13 protein-coding genes and 1 pseudogene are annotated in these 15,901 nt (G+C 71.4%); 8 read left to right on the top strand and 6 right to left on the bottom strand.

What is annotated here, in order from left to right; all coding sequences use genetic code 11:
• The first annotated feature begins 151 nt into the window (after positions 1 to 151).
• The 4 genes from ABXS69_RS02755 to ABXS69_RS02770 are packed head-to-tail and all read left to right on the top strand — an operon-like array spanning position 152 to position 4,566.
• Entirely contained in the window at positions 152 to 1,582 is a 1,431-nt protein-coding gene (locus ABXS69_RS02755; RefSeq protein ID WP_366181071.1) for a bifunctional dTDP-4-dehydrorhamnose 3,5-epimerase family protein/NAD(P)-dependent oxidoreductase, read from the top strand.
• Positions 1,579 to 3,360 carry a DUF2142 domain-containing protein gene (locus tag ABXS69_RS02760; RefSeq protein ID WP_366181072.1) on the top strand — a complete coding sequence of 594 codons (1,782 nt, stop codon included), beginning with the start codon at positions 1,579 to 1,581 and terminating at the stop codon, positions 3,358 to 3,360. Before ABXS69_RS02755 ends, ABXS69_RS02760 begins: the two co-directional genes overlap by 4 nt.
• Positions 3,350 to 4,108, top strand: a complete 759-nt coding sequence (locus ABXS69_RS02765) for a glycosyltransferase family 2 protein (protein ID WP_366181073.1) — start codon at positions 3,350 to 3,352, stop codon at positions 4,106 to 4,108. Before ABXS69_RS02760 ends, ABXS69_RS02765 begins: the two co-directional genes overlap by 11 nt.
• Positions 4,105 to 4,566: a DUF2304 domain-containing protein gene (locus ABXS69_RS02770; protein WP_366181074.1), complete on the top strand. Its 462-nt coding sequence runs from the start codon at positions 4,105 to 4,107 to the stop codon at positions 4,564 to 4,566. The genes ABXS69_RS02765 and ABXS69_RS02770 overlap by 4 nt, the downstream gene beginning before the upstream one ends.
• On the opposite strand, the gene ABXS69_RS02775 is transcribed toward ABXS69_RS02770, so the two are convergent.
• Positions 4,554 to 5,663 carry a glycosyltransferase gene (locus tag ABXS69_RS02775; RefSeq protein ID WP_366181075.1) on the bottom strand — a complete coding sequence of 370 codons (1,110 nt, stop codon included), beginning with the start codon at positions 5,661 to 5,663 and terminating at the stop codon, positions 4,554 to 4,556. The genes ABXS69_RS02770 and ABXS69_RS02775 overlap by 13 nt on opposite strands.
• Before the next feature lie 224 nt (positions 5,664 to 5,887).
• Here ABXS69_RS02775 and ABXS69_RS02780 point away from each other — a divergent pair, with 224 nt between their 5' ends.
• Genes ABXS69_RS02780 through ABXS69_RS02790 form a run of 3 tightly spaced genes read left to right on the top strand, consistent with a single transcriptional unit; the run spans position 5,888 to position 8,910 of the window.
• A complete protein-coding gene (locus ABXS69_RS02780) occupies positions 5,888 to 6,733 on the top strand; it encodes a LicD family protein (protein WP_366181076.1) in 846 nt (281 codons plus the stop codon).
• A complete protein-coding gene (locus ABXS69_RS02785) occupies positions 6,723 to 7,640 on the top strand; it encodes a glycosyltransferase family A protein (RefSeq protein WP_366181077.1) in 918 nt (305 codons plus the stop codon). The genes ABXS69_RS02780 and ABXS69_RS02785 overlap by 11 nt, the downstream gene beginning before the upstream one ends.
• Before the next feature lie 7 nt (positions 7,641 to 7,647).
• Positions 7,648 to 8,910 carry an oligosaccharide flippase family protein gene (locus ABXS69_RS02790; protein ID WP_366181078.1) on the top strand — a complete coding sequence of 421 codons (1,263 nt, stop codon included), beginning with the start codon at positions 7,648 to 7,650 and terminating at the stop codon, positions 8,908 to 8,910.
• On the opposite strand, the gene ABXS69_RS02795 is transcribed toward ABXS69_RS02790, so the two are convergent.
• The 4 genes from ABXS69_RS02795 to rfbA form a co-directional block, all read right to left on the bottom strand.
• Positions 8,888 to 9,766, bottom strand: a complete 879-nt coding sequence (locus ABXS69_RS02795) for a LicD family protein (RefSeq protein ID WP_366181079.1) — start codon at positions 9,764 to 9,766, stop codon at positions 8,888 to 8,890. The two genes, ABXS69_RS02790 and ABXS69_RS02795, sit on opposite strands and share 23 nt — an antisense overlap.
• Positions 9,767 to 9,890: 124 nt before the next feature.
• Positions 9,891 to 10,841, bottom strand: coding sequence for a DMT family transporter (locus ABXS69_RS02800; RefSeq protein ID WP_366181080.1), 951 nt, complete (start codon positions 10,839 to 10,841; stop codon positions 9,891 to 9,893).
• On the bottom strand, positions 10,841 to 12,667 hold the full coding sequence (locus ABXS69_RS02805) for an NTP transferase domain-containing protein (protein ID WP_366181081.1): 1,827 nt from the start codon (positions 12,665 to 12,667) through the stop codon (positions 10,841 to 10,843). The genes ABXS69_RS02800 and ABXS69_RS02805 overlap by 1 nt, the downstream gene beginning before the upstream one ends.
• Positions 12,668 to 12,808: 141 nt before the next feature.
• Positions 12,809 to 13,681: a glucose-1-phosphate thymidylyltransferase RfbA gene (rfbA, locus tag ABXS69_RS02810; protein ID WP_366181082.1), complete on the bottom strand. Its 873-nt coding sequence runs from the start codon at positions 13,679 to 13,681 to the stop codon at positions 12,809 to 12,811.
• A gap of 70 nt (positions 13,682 to 13,751) precedes the next feature.
• Between rfbA and manA the strand changes: the two genes are divergently transcribed.
• The gene (gene manA / locus ABXS69_RS02815; protein WP_366181083.1) at positions 13,752 to 14,945 is read left to right on the top strand and encodes a mannose-6-phosphate isomerase, class I; all 1,194 of its coding nucleotides are present in this window, start codon (positions 13,752 to 13,754) and stop codon (positions 14,943 to 14,945) included.
• Positions 14,946 to 14,971: 26 nt separating this feature from the next.
• Here the strand turns inward: manA and ABXS69_RS02820 are convergent.
• Positions 14,972 to 15,691: pseudogene (locus ABXS69_RS02820) on the bottom strand (TIGR03089 family protein); the annotation flags it as partial.
• Positions 15,692 to 15,901 lie beyond the last annotated feature (210 nt).

Consider the following 15,901-nt stretch of genomic DNA (forward strand, 5'->3'; position numbering starts at 1 on the left):
GTGCCACTCTAATGCGCCGCCGCCGCGACGGCGCCCAGCCTGGTAGCCGCGATCACGGTGCCCGCCACCCCGCGCGGAGGATAGACTCTGCCCGATCCCAATCAGCGCGCGGCGTGCGCCGGGCGTGACGAGGAATGAGGACTACCAGCCCATGACCACCACCGCGAAGCCCCTCGGCGTTGAGACCACCCCCATCCCCGGCTTCCTTCGGATCGATCTGACCGTGCACGGGGACAACCGGGGCTGGTTCAAGGAGAACTGGCAGCGCGAGAAGATGGTGGCGCTCGGCCTGCCCGACTTCGGCCCGGTGCAGAACAACATCTCCTTCAACGACGAGACCGGGGTGACCCGTGGCATCCACGCCGAGCCCTGGGACAAGTACGTCTCGGTGGCCACCGGGCGCGTCTTCGGCGCCTGGGTGGACCTGCGGGAGGGCCCCAGCTTCGGGGCCGTCTACACCTGCGAGATCGACCCCTCCGTCGCCGTCTTCGTGCCCCGCGGGGTGGGCAACGCCTATCAGACCCTCGAGCCGGGCACGGCCTACACCTACCTCGTCAACGATCACTGGTCGCCCGACGCCCAGTACACCTTCCTCAACCTCGCCGACGAGACCGTCGCCGTGCCCTGGCCCATCCCCCTCGACGACGCCATCCTGTCGGACAAGGACAGGGCCCACCCGCGCCTGGCCGACGTCACCCCCTTCCCCGCCGTCGTCCGACCCGCCGTCGCGGGGCGCCGGGCGCTCGTCACCGGCGCCAACGGCCAGCTCGGCCGCGAGCTCATGAGCCGGCTCGCCGACGCCGGCTACGCGGCCACCGGCGTGGACCTGCCCGAGTTCGACATCTCCGACGCCGCCGCCATGGACGCGCTCGACTGGTCCGCCTACGACATCATCATCAACGCCGCCGCCTGGACGAACGTCGACGGCGCCGAGACCCCCGAGGGGCGGCCCGCCGCCTGGCGCGCCAACGCCACTGGCCCGGCCAACCTCGCCCGCGCGGCCACCAGGCACGGCCTGACCCTCGTGCACATCTCCAGCGAGTACACCTTCGACGGCGCGATCGAGCCCCACACCGAGGACGAGCCTCCCAGCCCCCTGGGCGTGTACGGGCAGTCCAAGGCCGGTGGGGACGCCGCCGTCGTCACCACCCCGAGCCACTACCTCGTGCGCACCAGCTGGGTGGTGGGCGACGGGAAGAACTTCGTGCGCACCATGGCCTCGTTGGCCGAGCGCGGCATCTCCCCCAAGGTGGTCGATGACCAGACCGGCCGCCTCACCTTCACCACGGACCTGGCCGCCGGCATCATCCACCTGCTGTCCTCCTGCGCCCCCCACGGCACCTACAACCTCTCCGGCGAGGGGCCCGTGGTCTCCTGGGCGGACGTGGCCAAGCGCGTCTACGAGCGCCTCGGCCACGATCCCTCCGAGGTCACCCCCATCACCACCGAGGAGTACTTCGCGGGCCAGGACGTCGCCCCCCGGCCCCTGAAGTCCGCCCTGGACCTCAGCCGGATCAAGTCCACCGGATTCACCCCGGGCGACTCGATGGAGCGCCTCGACGCCTACATCGCGAGCCTATGAGGCACGGCACTATGGGGGACCACGAGGACCCCCCTCCCTCGGCCCCCGCGCCCTCCTCCCGCCGCGCCGCCTGGCTGGACCGGCCCACCGCCCGCCGGATCCTCGGTGCGCTCCTGGCGCTCACGGTGCTCGGAACCGGCCTCGGCTGGGCATTGGCCTCGCCGGTCGGGGGCTCCCCGGACGACGACTACCACCTGGGCTCGATCTGGTGCCCCCCGCCCGTGGAATCCTCGGGCTGCGGGACCAAGGTCATTAACGATGAGGTCCAGGTCTACGTGCCCGAGACCGTCTCGCAGCGGACCTCCTGCTTCGCCTACCCGGACAGCGATGGGACGATGCAGTGCAAGGGGGCCCTGTCCGACGACGCGTACACGTACTCGCGCCGCTACGACGCGGGCAACTACCCGGGCGGCTACTACTGGTTCCACCACCTGTTCGTCAGCGCCGACGTCACCGGCTCCGTGCTCATCATGCGAGGGGTCAACATCCTCATCGCGATGGTCCTGCTCGGCTCCGTCGGATGGCTCCTGCCATCGCGCTACAAGGAGAGCCTCGCCCTGACCGTCCTCGTGGCATGGATGCCCATGGGGCTCTACTTCGTAGCCTCGAACAACCCCACCTCCTGGGCCCTATCGGGAACGCTGGCGTACGCCGCCGCCCTCTTCGGCGCGCTGCGCTCGGAGGGGCGGCGCCGTTGGGCGCTCCTGGGGCTCGCGGCGGTCGGAGCGCTCATCTCGTGCGCCGCGCGCGGGGACTCGGCCTTCTTCGTGCTCGTCATCTCGCTCGCCGTGCTCGTCGGCGCGCCATGGACGAGGAGGATCCTCCCGGAGGCCGCCCTCGCCCTGACCGCCAGCGCCGTAGGCGTGTGGATCATGCGGTCCACAGGCCAGGCCAGCGCGCTCAGCTCGGCCTCCTCCCCGGAGGAGACCGCCCCCTTGATGAAGCGCCTGAACTCCCTGATCACCTCCCTCCCCGAGTACTTCGCGGGTTTCTACGGGCAGCGCTGGGGGGCGGGCTGGTTCGACGTCCCCCTCGACGGCGCCCCGTCGAGCATCGCCATCGGCCTGGCCGCCATCTGCCTGTTCATCGGCGCCCGGAGAGTGGGGCGGCGCAAGGCGCTGAGCGCCCTCGTCGTCCTCGGCGCCATCGCCGGGATCCCCCTGGTCATCTCCCTGCAGGCCGGCTACTCGAGGGTCTACCAGTACCAGCCCCGCTACATGCTGCCGCTCCTGGCGATCCTGCTCTTCCTCTGGCTCGCGATGTCGGTCAAGGGCAGGCACGTGGTCGGCGCGCAGGTCTGGTTCATCGGGATCAGCTCGGTGATCGTCAACGCCTACGCGCTGCGGCGGGTCATGGAGCGCTACACGCACGGGCGCCTCGACCTCGACCACCCCGTCTACAGCCTCGACCTCTTCCTGCGATGGTGGTGGCCCGACTTCCCGCTCACCCCGGAGTACACCTGGAGGGTGCTCGTCCTCGTCTACGCCGTCGCCGTCGCCTCGATGTCCCTCCTGGTGTGGCGCCGCCCCGCGCGGGCCATCACCGAGCCGCCCGCGGCCGGCCGGGTCGAGCCGGAGCGCCAGGAGCCGGCCGAGACGCTCGTGAGCGGGAGACCGTCGGGGCGGCACGCGCGGGTCGAGGACGTCCAGCGGGAGACCACCGCCCCGGGGGGCCCCGCCGTTCCCGGCGCCACCGACGGCCCTGGCGCCGAGCACCCCGTCGATCCCCCGCGCCGCCCCTCGGCCGACCCGTCCGCGGAGGGCCCCGATGAGCGTTGAGCGCCGCCACGACCTCCTCATCATCATCCCCGCGTGGAATGAGGAGATCGCCCTGCCGGGAGTGATCGCCGAGGTCCTGGCGAGGCTCGGGGGCACCGCCGATATCGTCGTCGTCTCGGACGGCTCGACGGATCGCACGGCGGCGCTCGCCCGCGACGCCGGGGTGACGGTTCTCGATCTGCCCATCAACCTGGGAGTCGGCGGCGCCATGAGGGCCGGCTTCGTCTACGCCGTCCGCTACGGCTACTCCTACGCGGTTCAGCTCGACGCCGACGGCCAGCACGATCCCTCTGAGGTTCCCGTGATGCTCGAATGCGCGCGCGCCACGGGGGCGGACCTCGTCATCGGCGCCCGTTTCGCCGGCAAGGGCGACTACTCGGTGCGCGGCCCCCGTCAATGGGCGATGAAGGTGCTCTCCGCGATCCTCTCGCGCGTCAGCGGGACCCGCCTGACGGACAGCACCAGCGGCTTCAAGCTCTACAACAGCCGGGCCCTGGCGGTCTTCTCCCGCGATTACCCCGCCGAGTACCTGGGGGACACCATCGAGGCGCTCGTCGTCGCCAAGCGATCCGGCCTGAGGGTCCGCCAGGTCGCCGTGCGGATGCGCCCCCGCGCGGGCGGCGAGCCCTCCCACAACCCGCTCAAGGCCGCGCGCTTCCTGCTGCGGGCCTTCCTCGCCCTGGGGATCGCGCTCAGTCGGCCCAACCGGGCCGCCCCTCCATCGGAGGACCAGGAGGGACAACGATGAGCTCCACCTACATCCTCGGCATCATCTTCGCGATGATCGTGCTGGTCTCCATCTTCCTGCGCATGCGCAACTCCGGGATGAAGGAGGCCTACGCGACGTGGTGGATCATCATCTCCGTCGGCTGCGTCGTCTTCGCGCTCATCCCCGGCGGCTTGCGCGCGGTATCCAGCCGACTGGGCGTCGAGGTGCCGCTCAACCTGGGCTTCTTCGTCGCGGGGATCATCCTCCTGCTGCTCTCCCTGCGCTTCAGCGTGGACCTGTCCCGCAACGCCGAGGACCGGCGGCGCCTCGCCGAGGAGATCGCCATCCTGCGCGCCGAGGTCGATCGGCTCACCGCCCGGATCGATGAGGCGGGGATCGGTGCGCGGGGTCCGGGCGCCGCGGCCCCCACGGGATCCGCGGGCACCGCCTCCACGGGATCCGCGGACGACGAGGGGCCGGGCCCTCAGGCGCGGTGATCGCGCAGGACCTCGGCGAGGATGCCCGCGTACTGGCGTGAGCGCACGGGCCAGGTCCACTGCTCGATGAGGCCGCTGGGAGCCGGGGACGGCGGGGCGGCGAGCATCGTCGCCAGGACATCGGTGAGGCTCTCGGCGCTGCGCTCCCTCGTGATCACGACGGGCGCCCCCTCGTCGGCCAGGATCTGGGCGCCGGGGACCTCATAGGTCACCACGCGGCCGCTCCCGGCGATCGCCTCCAGGAGCGTGGTCTGGAAGCCCTCGGACAGCACCGTCGGGTTGACGAGGGTGGCCCCGGCCAGCGCCCGGCCCACCTGGCTGGGCGGCACGCGGCCCGGGATCGACACGGCGTCATCGATGCCCAGCCCGCGGGCCATCGCCCGGGCCGCCTCCAGGTCGGCGCCCGCGCCCAGCAGCTCGCCGTCGACGTCGATGCCGCGCCCGCGCAGGGCGGCGACGGAGGACAGGAAGGCGTCCCAGCCCTTGCCTGCCACGACCCTCCCGACGAAGACGAGGTGACCCGGCCTGTCCGCGGGCGCAGGATGGGGCTCGGGCGCCGGGATGGCGTTGTGGAAGACCTCGGCGCCGACCCCGCCCAAGCGCTTGATGAAGGCGGCCGACTGCGAGGAGATCGCCAGTACTCGATCGGCGTGGCGCAGCACGTAGCGGCCCATCGTCAGGTCGACCGCCCGCGAGCCCGCGAAGATGATGGGGGAGGGGGTGGACACGAATCCCGAGCCGTGCTCGGTGTGGATCACCGGGAGCCCGGCCATGCGCGCCGCCCGCAGCCCGACGAGGCTCATGGGGAAGAAGCGCGTGTGCGTGCTCACGATGTCGATCCGGTTCTCGCGCAGGAACCGGGCGATGCGCCTCGTCGTGCCCACGCGCGGGAAGCTGATGACCTCCGCGATGGGGAGGCGGCCGCGCCCCGTGAGGACCCGCACGCCGTCGTCATCGCGGAGCCCGGGGGCGTCCGAGAGGGTGAGCACCCACACCTCGTGCCCCAGCTCGCGCAGTCCCTGCGCCAGGCAGGAGACGTGGTTCTCCAGGCCGCCCAGGCGGGGCGGGTAGGTGTTGGTGACCAGGGCGATTCTCATACGTGCTTCCATCGGTGGGGCGCGGGGCGGCGAAGGCGCGCCTCAGGGGGAATGGTCTCATACGCGGGGTCACCGGCGGAGCGGCGCTGGGGCGGCGGCTCCCGGGCGGCCCCGGCGGCGGGGGCGGAGCGGGTAGCATCGACGGCGAGCCCATCCCCGCGACCGGGGCGCCCGCCCCGCTCGATCCCCGCATGATCAGGCGCCCGCGATGAGAAAGGCCAGCGATGGAAGCGCTCTCACAAGAGGAGATCAAGAAGATCGAGCTCGGCGTCCTGCGCGAGCTGGATCGCGTGTGCGCGGAGCACGGCCTCACCTACTTCCTGGCCTACGGCACTCTCATCGGCGCGCTGCGACACGAGGGATTCATCCCCTGGGATGACGACATCGACGTCGTCATGCCCCGCGACGACTACGAGGCCCTCTTCCGCCTGTGCCGCGCGGGGGCCCTCGCGGACCGCTACAAGCTGGTCTCCTACCGGGACCGCACGTCGATCTACCCCTTCTTCAAGCTCGTGGACACCCGCACGCGCGCGGAGGAGGCCTTCATCGACGAGGAGCGGGCCCTGGGCCTGTGGGTCGACATCTTCCCCCTGGAGCGCGTGAGGCTGTCCGACCCGCGCATGCGCCAGGTGCGCGCCAAGGCGGCCCGGCTCGTGCGATGGCGCTCGCTCGCCGCCACCGATCCCCGCTACGCCACCTCCGGCACCGCCAGGCTCGTCAAGCGCGTCATCTACCCGGCCACCCGCCGCCTCGACCCCTACCGGATCGCCGCCAAGGCCGATGCCCTGGCGCGGGGGGCGAATATCAAGGACGCCCCCGCCCAGGATGACGACATCCGCTATGTCCTGCTCGTGGACGACCACATGGATAGGAACACCCTGGAGCCCCGGGCGCTCTTCCCCGCGGCCCGCGCGGCCTTCGAGGGCGGGACGTACCCCGTGCCCGCCAAGGCGGCTCAGGTGCTCGCCGACTACTACGGCGACTGGGAGCGCGTCCCGCCCGCTGAGGAGCGCCCGCCCGCGCACCTGCGCGCCGTCACCTGGGCGGAGGGGGCCGACCGTGACGCCTGAGAGCCCTGAGCCCGCTGAGGGCCGGACCGGCCCCGCGCCCAAGACCGTCTGCGTCTTCACCCCCACCTATGAGCGCGCCTACATCCTGCCGGTCCTCTACGACAGCCTCGTGGCGCAGACCTCCCGCGACTTCGTGTGGATGATCGTCGACGACGGCTCCATCGACGGGACCGAGGAGCTCGTCGCCTCATGGATCGAGCGCGGCGAGATCGAGATCGACTACGTCAAGACCGCGAACGGTGGCAAGCCCCGGGCCATCAACCTCGGCGTGGAGCGGGCCACCAGCCCGCTGTTCTTCGTCGTCGACTCCGACGACTGGCTGCTCCCCGGGGCCATCGAGCACGTGCTGGCCACCTGGGCGACCATCGAGGGGCAGGACCGCTACGCCGGGATCGTCGCCCTGCGCGGCACCGACGACCACACCCCCATGGACACGTGGATGCCCGAGGGCGCGCGCGACGTGAAGTACTGGGACCTCTTCGAGACGATGGGATTCCGGGGGGACACCTCCCTCATCCATCGAACCGAGGTCCTGCGGGACTACCCCTACGACGTCGCCCCCGGGGAGATCTTCATCGCCGAGACCTCGGTCTACTACCGGCTCGACGAGCGCTACGTCATGCTGGCCGACAACACGATCCTCACGATCTGCCACTACCTGCCCGACGGGCTCACCCACAACTTCGCGGCCAACGCCAAGCGGAACCCCGTCGGCTACTGGAAGCACAAGCGCTACTGCGCCGAGCGCTCCACCACGCTCAAGGGCGTCGTCCGCGAGACGATCCTGTACCTTGTGGGCTGCCGCCTCGCCGGGCAGCCCGGCTCCCTGCGCATGGCGCCCAACAAGCCAGTGGCCCTGGCCTGCTACCTGCCCGCGCTGGTGGCCAGGCACACGCTGTTCAAGTAGGAGAACGATGGCACAGCCCGAGGCCCTGTCCCTCCGGACGAACATGCTGTGGAGCTCGGTGGGCTCGATCACCCGACTCGTCTGCAACTACCTCGTGGGGGTCGCCGTCGTGCGCCTCTCGCACGGCTTCGACGCCGCGGGCGGGCTCGCGCTCGTCATGGCGATCGCGAACCTCATCAACCCCTTCGCCGACTACCGCCTGCGCACGATCCAGGTCACCGATGCCAAGGGCGAGCGGAGCGCCGGGGAGTACGTGGGCCTGCGAGTGCTGACCACCGCCCTGGCCTTCCTCATCGGCATCGTCTACTCCCTGGCCACGGCCTCATTCGACGCCCTGCCGCTCATCGCCGTGTACCTGGTCTACTCCCTGGCGGCGAACTTCATCGAGGTCCTCCACGCCATCGACCAGCGGCACCGCCGGATGGACTATATCGGCAAGTCCTACATCCTCCAGGGCGTGACCACCCTGGTGGGCTTCTGCGCCGTCCTGTGGCTGGCCAACTCGCTCATGGCGGCCATCGTCGCCATGGCGGTGGCGACCATCCTCGTGGGCGTCGTCTACGACGTGCCGCGCTCGGCCCAGTTCGAGCGCCTGCGCCCCGTCATCGACCTCCGCCCCGCCCTGTCCCTGCTGGTCACCCTCTTCCCCCTCGTCATCGCCCAGGTCTGCAGCTCCTCCGTGCTCACGCTGCCCCGCCAGTACCTGGAGTCCTCCGTCGGGAGCGAGGCGCTGGGGATCTACAACTCCGTGGCCTCGCCCGTCGTCATCGTGCAGATGGGCGCCGTCTACGTCTACAGCCCCCTCATGGGGGAGTTCGCGGACCGCTTCCTCTCCGATAAGCGCTCGGCCCTGGCCCTCCTGTGGCGGACCATCGGCGGGATCCTCGTGGTCACCGCCGTCACGGCGGCGCTGCTGCTGCTCCTGGGCGATCCAGTGCTGCGGCTCATCTTCGGCGACAAGATCATCGGGCACACGGGCCTGCTGCTGCCCGCGGTCGTGTGCACGGTCATGACGGCCTTCGCCTGGTTCATGAACGACCTGCTCATCGCCGTGCGCGACCTCAAGGCGAGCTTCCTGGGCAACGCCCTCGCCGCGCTGGCCTCCCTGGTCTCGATGAAGGCGCTCGTGGACGCCTTCGGGATGAACGGGGTCAGCTGGGTCGGCGTGCTGTCCTACTCCCTGGCCGTCGCGCTGCTGTCCCTGTTCCTGGCCCGCGACTACCGTCGGCTCGGGGCTGGCCGCGGACTCAGTCCTCAGCGCCCTCAGTGACGTCGTGATCCCCGAAGTCCACCAGTGAGGGCTTGTGGTTGACCCGCTCGGAGGCCGGCGGGATCGCCATGTAGTCGCCATAGCCCCGGGTGAGCACCGCGTCATAGGCGCGGGGCATCCGGATCGTCATGCCCTCGAAGGGCAGGGCGACGGTGGGCAGCAGCTCATCGCGGCGGATGGACCAGCGCCGGGGGTCCTGGGTGGAGAAATCGCCCAGCCACACCGAGTCCTCGCCCTCGTGGGAGCGCGCGGCGCGTTCCCAGCGCCCGTACAGGGCGCGCGGGGGGACACGGGCGGCCCTCAGCCCCCAGTGGACGGCGCGCAGGACGACGGCGGCGGCCTGCCTCGCGGGCGCGGGCAGCGGTACCTCGGCGGTGGGCGTCCCGCGCAGGTACATGAGCCGCCCCCACACCCAGGTCCGCCGCGCCATGCGCTTGAAGGCCCGCTCGTCGTCGGGCAGGACGTCCAAGGGGAAGATGTCGACGCCGATGGGCACCCGGTAGGCGCGGTCGCGCGCGATCTCGGGGATGAAGGCGGTCCCGGCCAGGCCCAGCACGCCGAAGGTCTTGGGGTAGTCCGGGGAGCTGCGAGGGCTGAGCAGCACGAAGCCGGGGCCGAGGACGCGATCGGCCCCGTCCAGGAGGCGCTCGTAGTCCGGGCGCGGCATGACGACGTCGACGTCGTCGTCCCAGGGGATGAAGCCCTGGTGGCGGACGGCGCCGATCGCGGTGCCCCCGTAGGCGGCGTACTCCAGGCCCAGCTCGGCGCAGACGCGGTCGAGCTCGGCCAGGGCGCGGGCGGTGGCCCTCTGGACGCGCTTGAGGAGGGCGGGGTCGTCGTAGCCGGTGGTGCTCATGGGCGCATCCTCTCCCGGCGGGGCGCCGACCGGGAAGCCGTGGCGCGACGTGTCGGGCCGCCCCGCCCCCGGCGCGGGACCGGCCGTGGAGAGCGGGTGGCGCCGGGCGCGACCGGCCCCGTCCTCACGCCTCCTCCGCGAGCGCGGGGGCGCGGCGCGTGAGCCGCAGGTCGGACCAGTCGGCGGTGGCGGCCAGGACCGTGCCCACGAGGATGACGGCGCAGCACGCCACCTGCGGAGCGGTGGGGACGGTCCCCTGCAGGACGAGGGCGAAGATGACCGCCCACGCGGAGTAGGAGATGTTGAGGGCCATGCCCCGGGAGGCGCCGATCGTGCCCAGGGCCTTGTAGTAGAAGAGGTACGAGGCGGTCCCGGCGATGGCCGCCAGGGCGATGACGCCGGTGGCCGGCGTGAGGGAGGCGCTGGCGGAGAAGCCGAGGGCTCCCGTGATCGGGGCCACCACGAGGAGGTAGGCCAGGCCCGAGGTCGTCTGGCGGATCTGCAGGGCGGTCTCGTTGTCCACGGAGTCGTCGCGCATCCCCCAGGTGAGGATGACGGCCTCGGAGCCCCAGCCGAAGACGCAGGCCAGGGCCGCGATGATGCCCAGGATCGCGTTGCCGCCACCGGACTCGGCGGAGGAGGACCAGCCGATCGCGACGATGGCGGCCAGGGCCGCGAGGAGGGCCACGATCTGGCGTGGCCTCATGCGCTCGCCGAGGACGAGGAAGGCGAGGAGCGTGCCCAGGGCAGGGTAGAAGGTGGAGATGATCGCGGTGTAGGAGGGGCCGATGTTGTTGATGGCGATGAGGTAGCCGCTCATGCCCACTGGCCCGCCGAGGAGCGCGGCCAGCGCCACGACCCTGCCCGAGCGCGTGCGCAGGGCGGCGAGCGTGTGCCGCAGGCGCCCGCGCGCGCCCATGTAGGCCACGAGGAGCAGCGCGGAGATGACGTCGTGGATGAGGGCGCTGGCGATGGGCGCCTGCGAGGCCCCGATGAACGGGGCGAGGGCGACGGCCATGGCCAGGATGACGGTGTCGAGGCCCCAGGTGGCCCCGCTGATGGCCCCGTAGCGCATCAGGCGCCCCTCCTCGCGCTCAGGGCCGCCGGGGCGCTCGTGAGGTCCGCGCCGGAGGCGTAGGAGTCCAGGAGGGAGTCGACGTAGTCGACGGCGTGGCGGTAGTAGATGAGGAACCACTCGCCGACGTCGTCGCCCTCGACCTCCTTGACCAGGGACCACACGTACCAGCACCAGCCGGCGAACGTGACGTAGGACCAGAAGTGGCGCCGCTCGACGGGGGTGGGGGTGCGGCCGAAGTAGTAGCCCAGGGCGTCCTCGGCGCGCTCGGCTCCCAGCTGCGCGCAGACCACCATCGTGCCGAAGTCGGCGGCGACGTCGGACATGCCGGCGTACTCCCAGTCGATGAGCGACAGCTCGCCGGAGGCGTCCACAAGGAAGTTCAGCGGGAAGAAGTCGTTGTGGCTGGGGGCCAGCCCGAAGCCGTCGGCGTCGGCGAACTTCTTGAGGCGCAGCACCTTGGCGCGCAGCTCGTCGTAGCCGGGGATGTCGATAGGGCCCCGGGCCGCCAGAAGGGACTCGTAGCGCAGCCCCTCGGCCACGAAGTCGAAGGTGCGGGCGAGCTCGCGCCCCGACTCGTGCAGGGCACGGTCCATGCGCATGGCCCGCTCCAGCTCGCTGGGATTGGACACGTCCAGGTTGCGGCAGTCGGGGACGTAGCGCGAGATCTTCCATCCCTGCTCCGGGTCCCCGGCCAGGAAGGTGGAGTCCAGGCCGAGCTCGCCGGCGAGCCGAAGGGCCTCGATCTCCGCGCGGCGGTCGATGAGCTGGTTCGTCCCGGCGCCGGGGTGGCGGTAGACGTACTCGTCCTCGCCCACGGAGAAGTGGCAGGACAGGTTCGTGATGCCCTGCTTGAGGGGGTAGAAGGCGCCGATCTGGCCGCGCTCGCAGCCGAGGGCGGTCGAGATGTTCTCGAAGACCTCCGAGTCGATGTTCTCCATGAAGGCGGGGTCGAAGGCGCGCAGCTCGTCGATGGAGTCGAACTCGTGGATGACGCCGTCGGGGTACTTCCGGATCACCATGTCGAGGCTCTTGATGTGATCGAGGTAGATGGACTCCCACAGCTTGGGGGCCGTCTCGGGCAGCTCGTAGACGGACTCCAGGATCGTCCGGAACGCGGTGGAGAAGGCCCGGTCGAAGTAGACGTGGCCGAGCATCGTCCAGGCGTCCGCCCCTCCGACGGTCGCCCCGGTGATCCGCCCGCCCGCGCCGGTGGTCAGGCACCACTCCTGGGTGGGGCCGGCGATGTACGTGGCTGAGTAGTAGGCCTGGTAGACGTGGGACTCGAAGGGGTTGATCGTGAAGTAGTCGTCTGAGGAGCAGATGTAGGTGTTGGCCAGGTCCTCCTTGACCAGCCACAGGGAGGAGCTGTTGTTGCGGGTCGCGTACTCCTTGTTGACCACGATCCTCGCCCCGTAGCGCTCGGCCAGGGAGAAGAAGTACTCCTTCTTGTAGCCCACGACGATCGTGATGTCGTCGATCCCGGCCTCGTGGAGCTGGCGGATCTGGCGCTCGACGAGGACCTCCCCGCGCACCTTGAGGATGCCCTTGGGGCGCTCGTAGGAGATCGGGGCGAAGCGGCTGGACATGCCCGCCGCCAGGATGATCGCGTTGTCCACCCGGTAGGGCTCCAGCGCGGCCCTGCCGGAGTCGGTCAGGGACCTGTCGACGACGTAGCCGGCGGCCTCGCACTCGCGCACGGCGGCGTTGACGCTGCCCAGCGACATGCCCGTGGACTCTTGGATCTGCCGTTGGGTCAGGGCCGCGTCCGAGCGCAGGAGCGCTGCGAGGACGTCGAACTGCGGCTGGGTGAGCGCGCCGGGCATGGCGGCCTCCTGTTCGGGATCGTGCGGGACTCTCTCATGTTCGAGAATAGTCCCGCACGATCCAAAAATGAACAGGAGGGTGTGTCGCCTTCGTCTCGTTGCCGCCGGCGCCCTGGCGGGCGCCGGGCCCGTCCCCGGCCCTCAGCGGCGCTCGCGGGCCAGGAGGTCGAGGAGGTACTGGCCGTAGCCCGACTTGACCAGGGGCTCGGCGCGCCGGCGCAGGCCGTCGTCGTCGATGAAGCCCATGCGCCACGCGATCTCCTCCGGGCAGCCGATGTTGAGGCCCTGGCGGTGCTGGATGGTGCGGATGAAGGAGGTGGCGTCCGCCAGCGAGTCGAAGGTGCCGGTGTCCAGCCAGGCGGTGCCGCGGGGCAGGACCTCCACGGTCAGGCGCCCGGCCTCCAGGTAGGCGCGGTTGACGTCGGTGATCTCGTACTCCCCGCGCGCCGACGGCTGGAGGTTGCGAGCGATCTCCACGACGTCGTTGTCGTAGAAGTACAGGCCGGGCACGGCGTAGTCGGACTTCGGGTGCGCGGGCTTCTCCTCGATGGACACGGCCTTGCGGTTCTCGTCGAACTCCACGACGCCATACGCGGTGGGGTCGGCCACCTGGTAGGCGTAGACGACCCCGCCGTCGGGGTTGGTGTGGCGGCGCAGCTGGGTGCCCATGCCGGGGCCGTAGAAGATGTTGTCGCCCAGGACCAGGGCCGCGCTCTCGCCCCCGATGAACTCGGCGCCGAGCACGAAGGCCTGCGCCAGCCCGTTGGGCGCCTCCTGGACCGCGTAGGACAGGTTGACCCCCAGCTGCGAGCCGTCGCCCAGCAGGCGGTGGAAGCTGGGGGCGTCGTGCGGGGTGGTGATGACCAGGACGTCCTGGATGCCGGCCAGCATGAGCGTGGACAGCGGGTAGTAGATCATCGGCTTGTCATAGACCGGCACCAGCTGCTTGGAGGTGCCCAGGGTGATCGGGTTGAGTCGTGTGCCGGAGCCGCCGGCCAGGATGATGCCTCGCATAGTCCCCAAGTGTGTACCATCCGAACCCCCCGCGGGTGAAAACCGCCGGTGCTGCCGCTACGGTGTGCCCATGGAGAGACTCCACGGCTTCCGGCAGAGGTACGACTGGGGGCACGCCTCCGCCGTCCCCGAGCTCCTGGGGGAGGCGCCCGACGGCGAGCCCTGGGCCGAGCAGTGGTTCGGGGCCCATCCCCTCGGGCCCACCACCGTGGGGGAGGGGGTGGGCACCCTCGCCCAGCGGATCGCCGCCGAGCCCGCCCGCCTCCTGGGCGAGGACGTCATGCTCTGCTTCGGGCCCCGGCTGCCCTTCCTGCTCAAGATCATCGCCCCGGCGCGCGCCCTGTCCCTCCAGGTCCACCCCTCCATCGGCCAGGCCATCGAGGGCTACGAGGCCGAGGACCGGGCCGGCATCGACCTGGCCAGCCCCGTGCGCAACTACAAGGACCGCAACCACAAGCCCGAGATGGTCCTGGCCCTGACCGATTTCGAGGCGGTCGCCGGCTTCCGCGCCCCCCGCAGCGCGGCGGAGGTGCTCTCGGGGCTCTCCTCCCCCCTGGCCCGCCGCATGCGCCGGACCCTGCGCCTGGCGCCCGGCCGCTTCGGCATCCGCCAGGCGTTCACCGACATCGTCTCCGTCGACAGCCGTCCCAGCGGCGAGGAGATCGACGAGCTCGTCGCCGAGCTCGCGGCCCGCCTGGCCGCGGGGGCCTCGCCGTCGCGGCGCGCGGACTCCAACGCGGTGGGGATGGCCCGCGCCTTCCCCGGCGACCCCGGGATCGCCGCCGCTCTCCTGCTCAACCCGGTGACCCTGCGTGCGGGAGAGGCCCTCTTCGTCCCCGCGGGCTCCGTCCACGCGTACATCGGCGGGCTCGGCGTGGAGATCATGGCCTCCTCCGACAACGTCCTGCGGGCCGGGCTCACCCCCAAGCACATCGACATCCCGGAGATGCTCGCCTGCGTTGACTACGTGGCCGCGCCGCCGGTGCGCCCCGCCCCCGAGTACCTCTCGCGGGCGACCCGCGCGTACTACGCGCCGGTGGACGATTTCGAGCTGCTCGTCACCGACGTGTCGGCGGCCGATGGTGCCGTCGGAGTCCCCGGGCGCGGTCCGCGCATCCTGCTCGGCATCGACGGCCGCGTGGAGGTCTCGACGACGGCGGGGCGCGAGCGGCTCCAGCGGGGGCAGGCGCTGTTCGTCGGGGCGGACGAGCGGGCGCTCACCGTCGAGGGTGACGGCGTCGTCGTCCAGGCGGATGTGCCCTGACCCTCAGGCGGCCCCTCCTGACGGGCGGCCGCGGTGGCGAGCGCGTCGTCGGCGCCCGGCGCGAGGAGCACGGCGGCGCGCCCATCCCGCCAGGCGGCGAGGATGGCGCGCATCGCGGCCGGCATCGTCTCTCGGCGGATGAGGACCGCGCCGGGAGTCCCGGGCGGGGCGCCCGGCGAGCCCGTGGCGGGAGGCAGGGAGTCGACCAGCGCCCCCCGGTCGAGGCCCCGCGCCGCGCCGGGCCCGCCAGGCGCCCCGGTGGCCTCGATGAGCGCCGGGGCGCCGGGAGCCGCGGGGAGGGCCGGGAAGGAGTCCGGATGGGCCATGAGATCGGCGACGCCGTCGCTCACCAGGGGCGGCAGCCCGCCCGGCCAGCGCAGGGCGAGCGAGGCTCGGGCCACGAGCGCCTGGACGTCGGCGCCCTGGTGGAGCCTGTCGGGGGAGAAAGCGACGCTGACAGCGGGCGCGATGGCGGTGCTGGTCCCCAGGGCGCCCGCGTCCAGGACGCCGCCCCCCGCCTGCCAGGCCCCGAGCCACCAGGTCACCGCCCTCCAGTGGGGCTCCAGCGCGCAGTGGACGAGGGGCGCGGGGCCCGCCTCGGCGTCGAGGAAGGCGGCGGTCTTCGACGACCACATCGCCAGCACGCGCCCCGTCAGCTCGATGCGCTCCTCGGGCGCGTACCAGATCAGCCAGGGGCGATCGCCGTCGGCGGAGGTCGGGAGGAGCGGGGTGAGGGGATCGTTCATAGTCTGATTCAATCAGAGTCGGGGAACTTCTGAGGGTCACCAGCGATGTCCGGTGGGGAGATTTCCGCAGAACAGCGGGTGATCTGCGGGCTTGAGTGGCGCGTCTCAACTCGGTCTCAGCAGATCATGTGGCCTTTCCCGGCTTGATACCTGGTCTTACAGACGTGTAGTTTGGTTTCATCAGTCGATCCTCTCTGAAGGGAAGCCATC

The sequence above is a fragment of the Actinomyces timonensis genome (assembly GCF_040702965.1).
Taxonomy (GTDB): Bacteria; Actinomycetota; Actinomycetes; order Actinomycetales; family Actinomycetaceae; genus Actinomyces; species Actinomyces timonensis_A.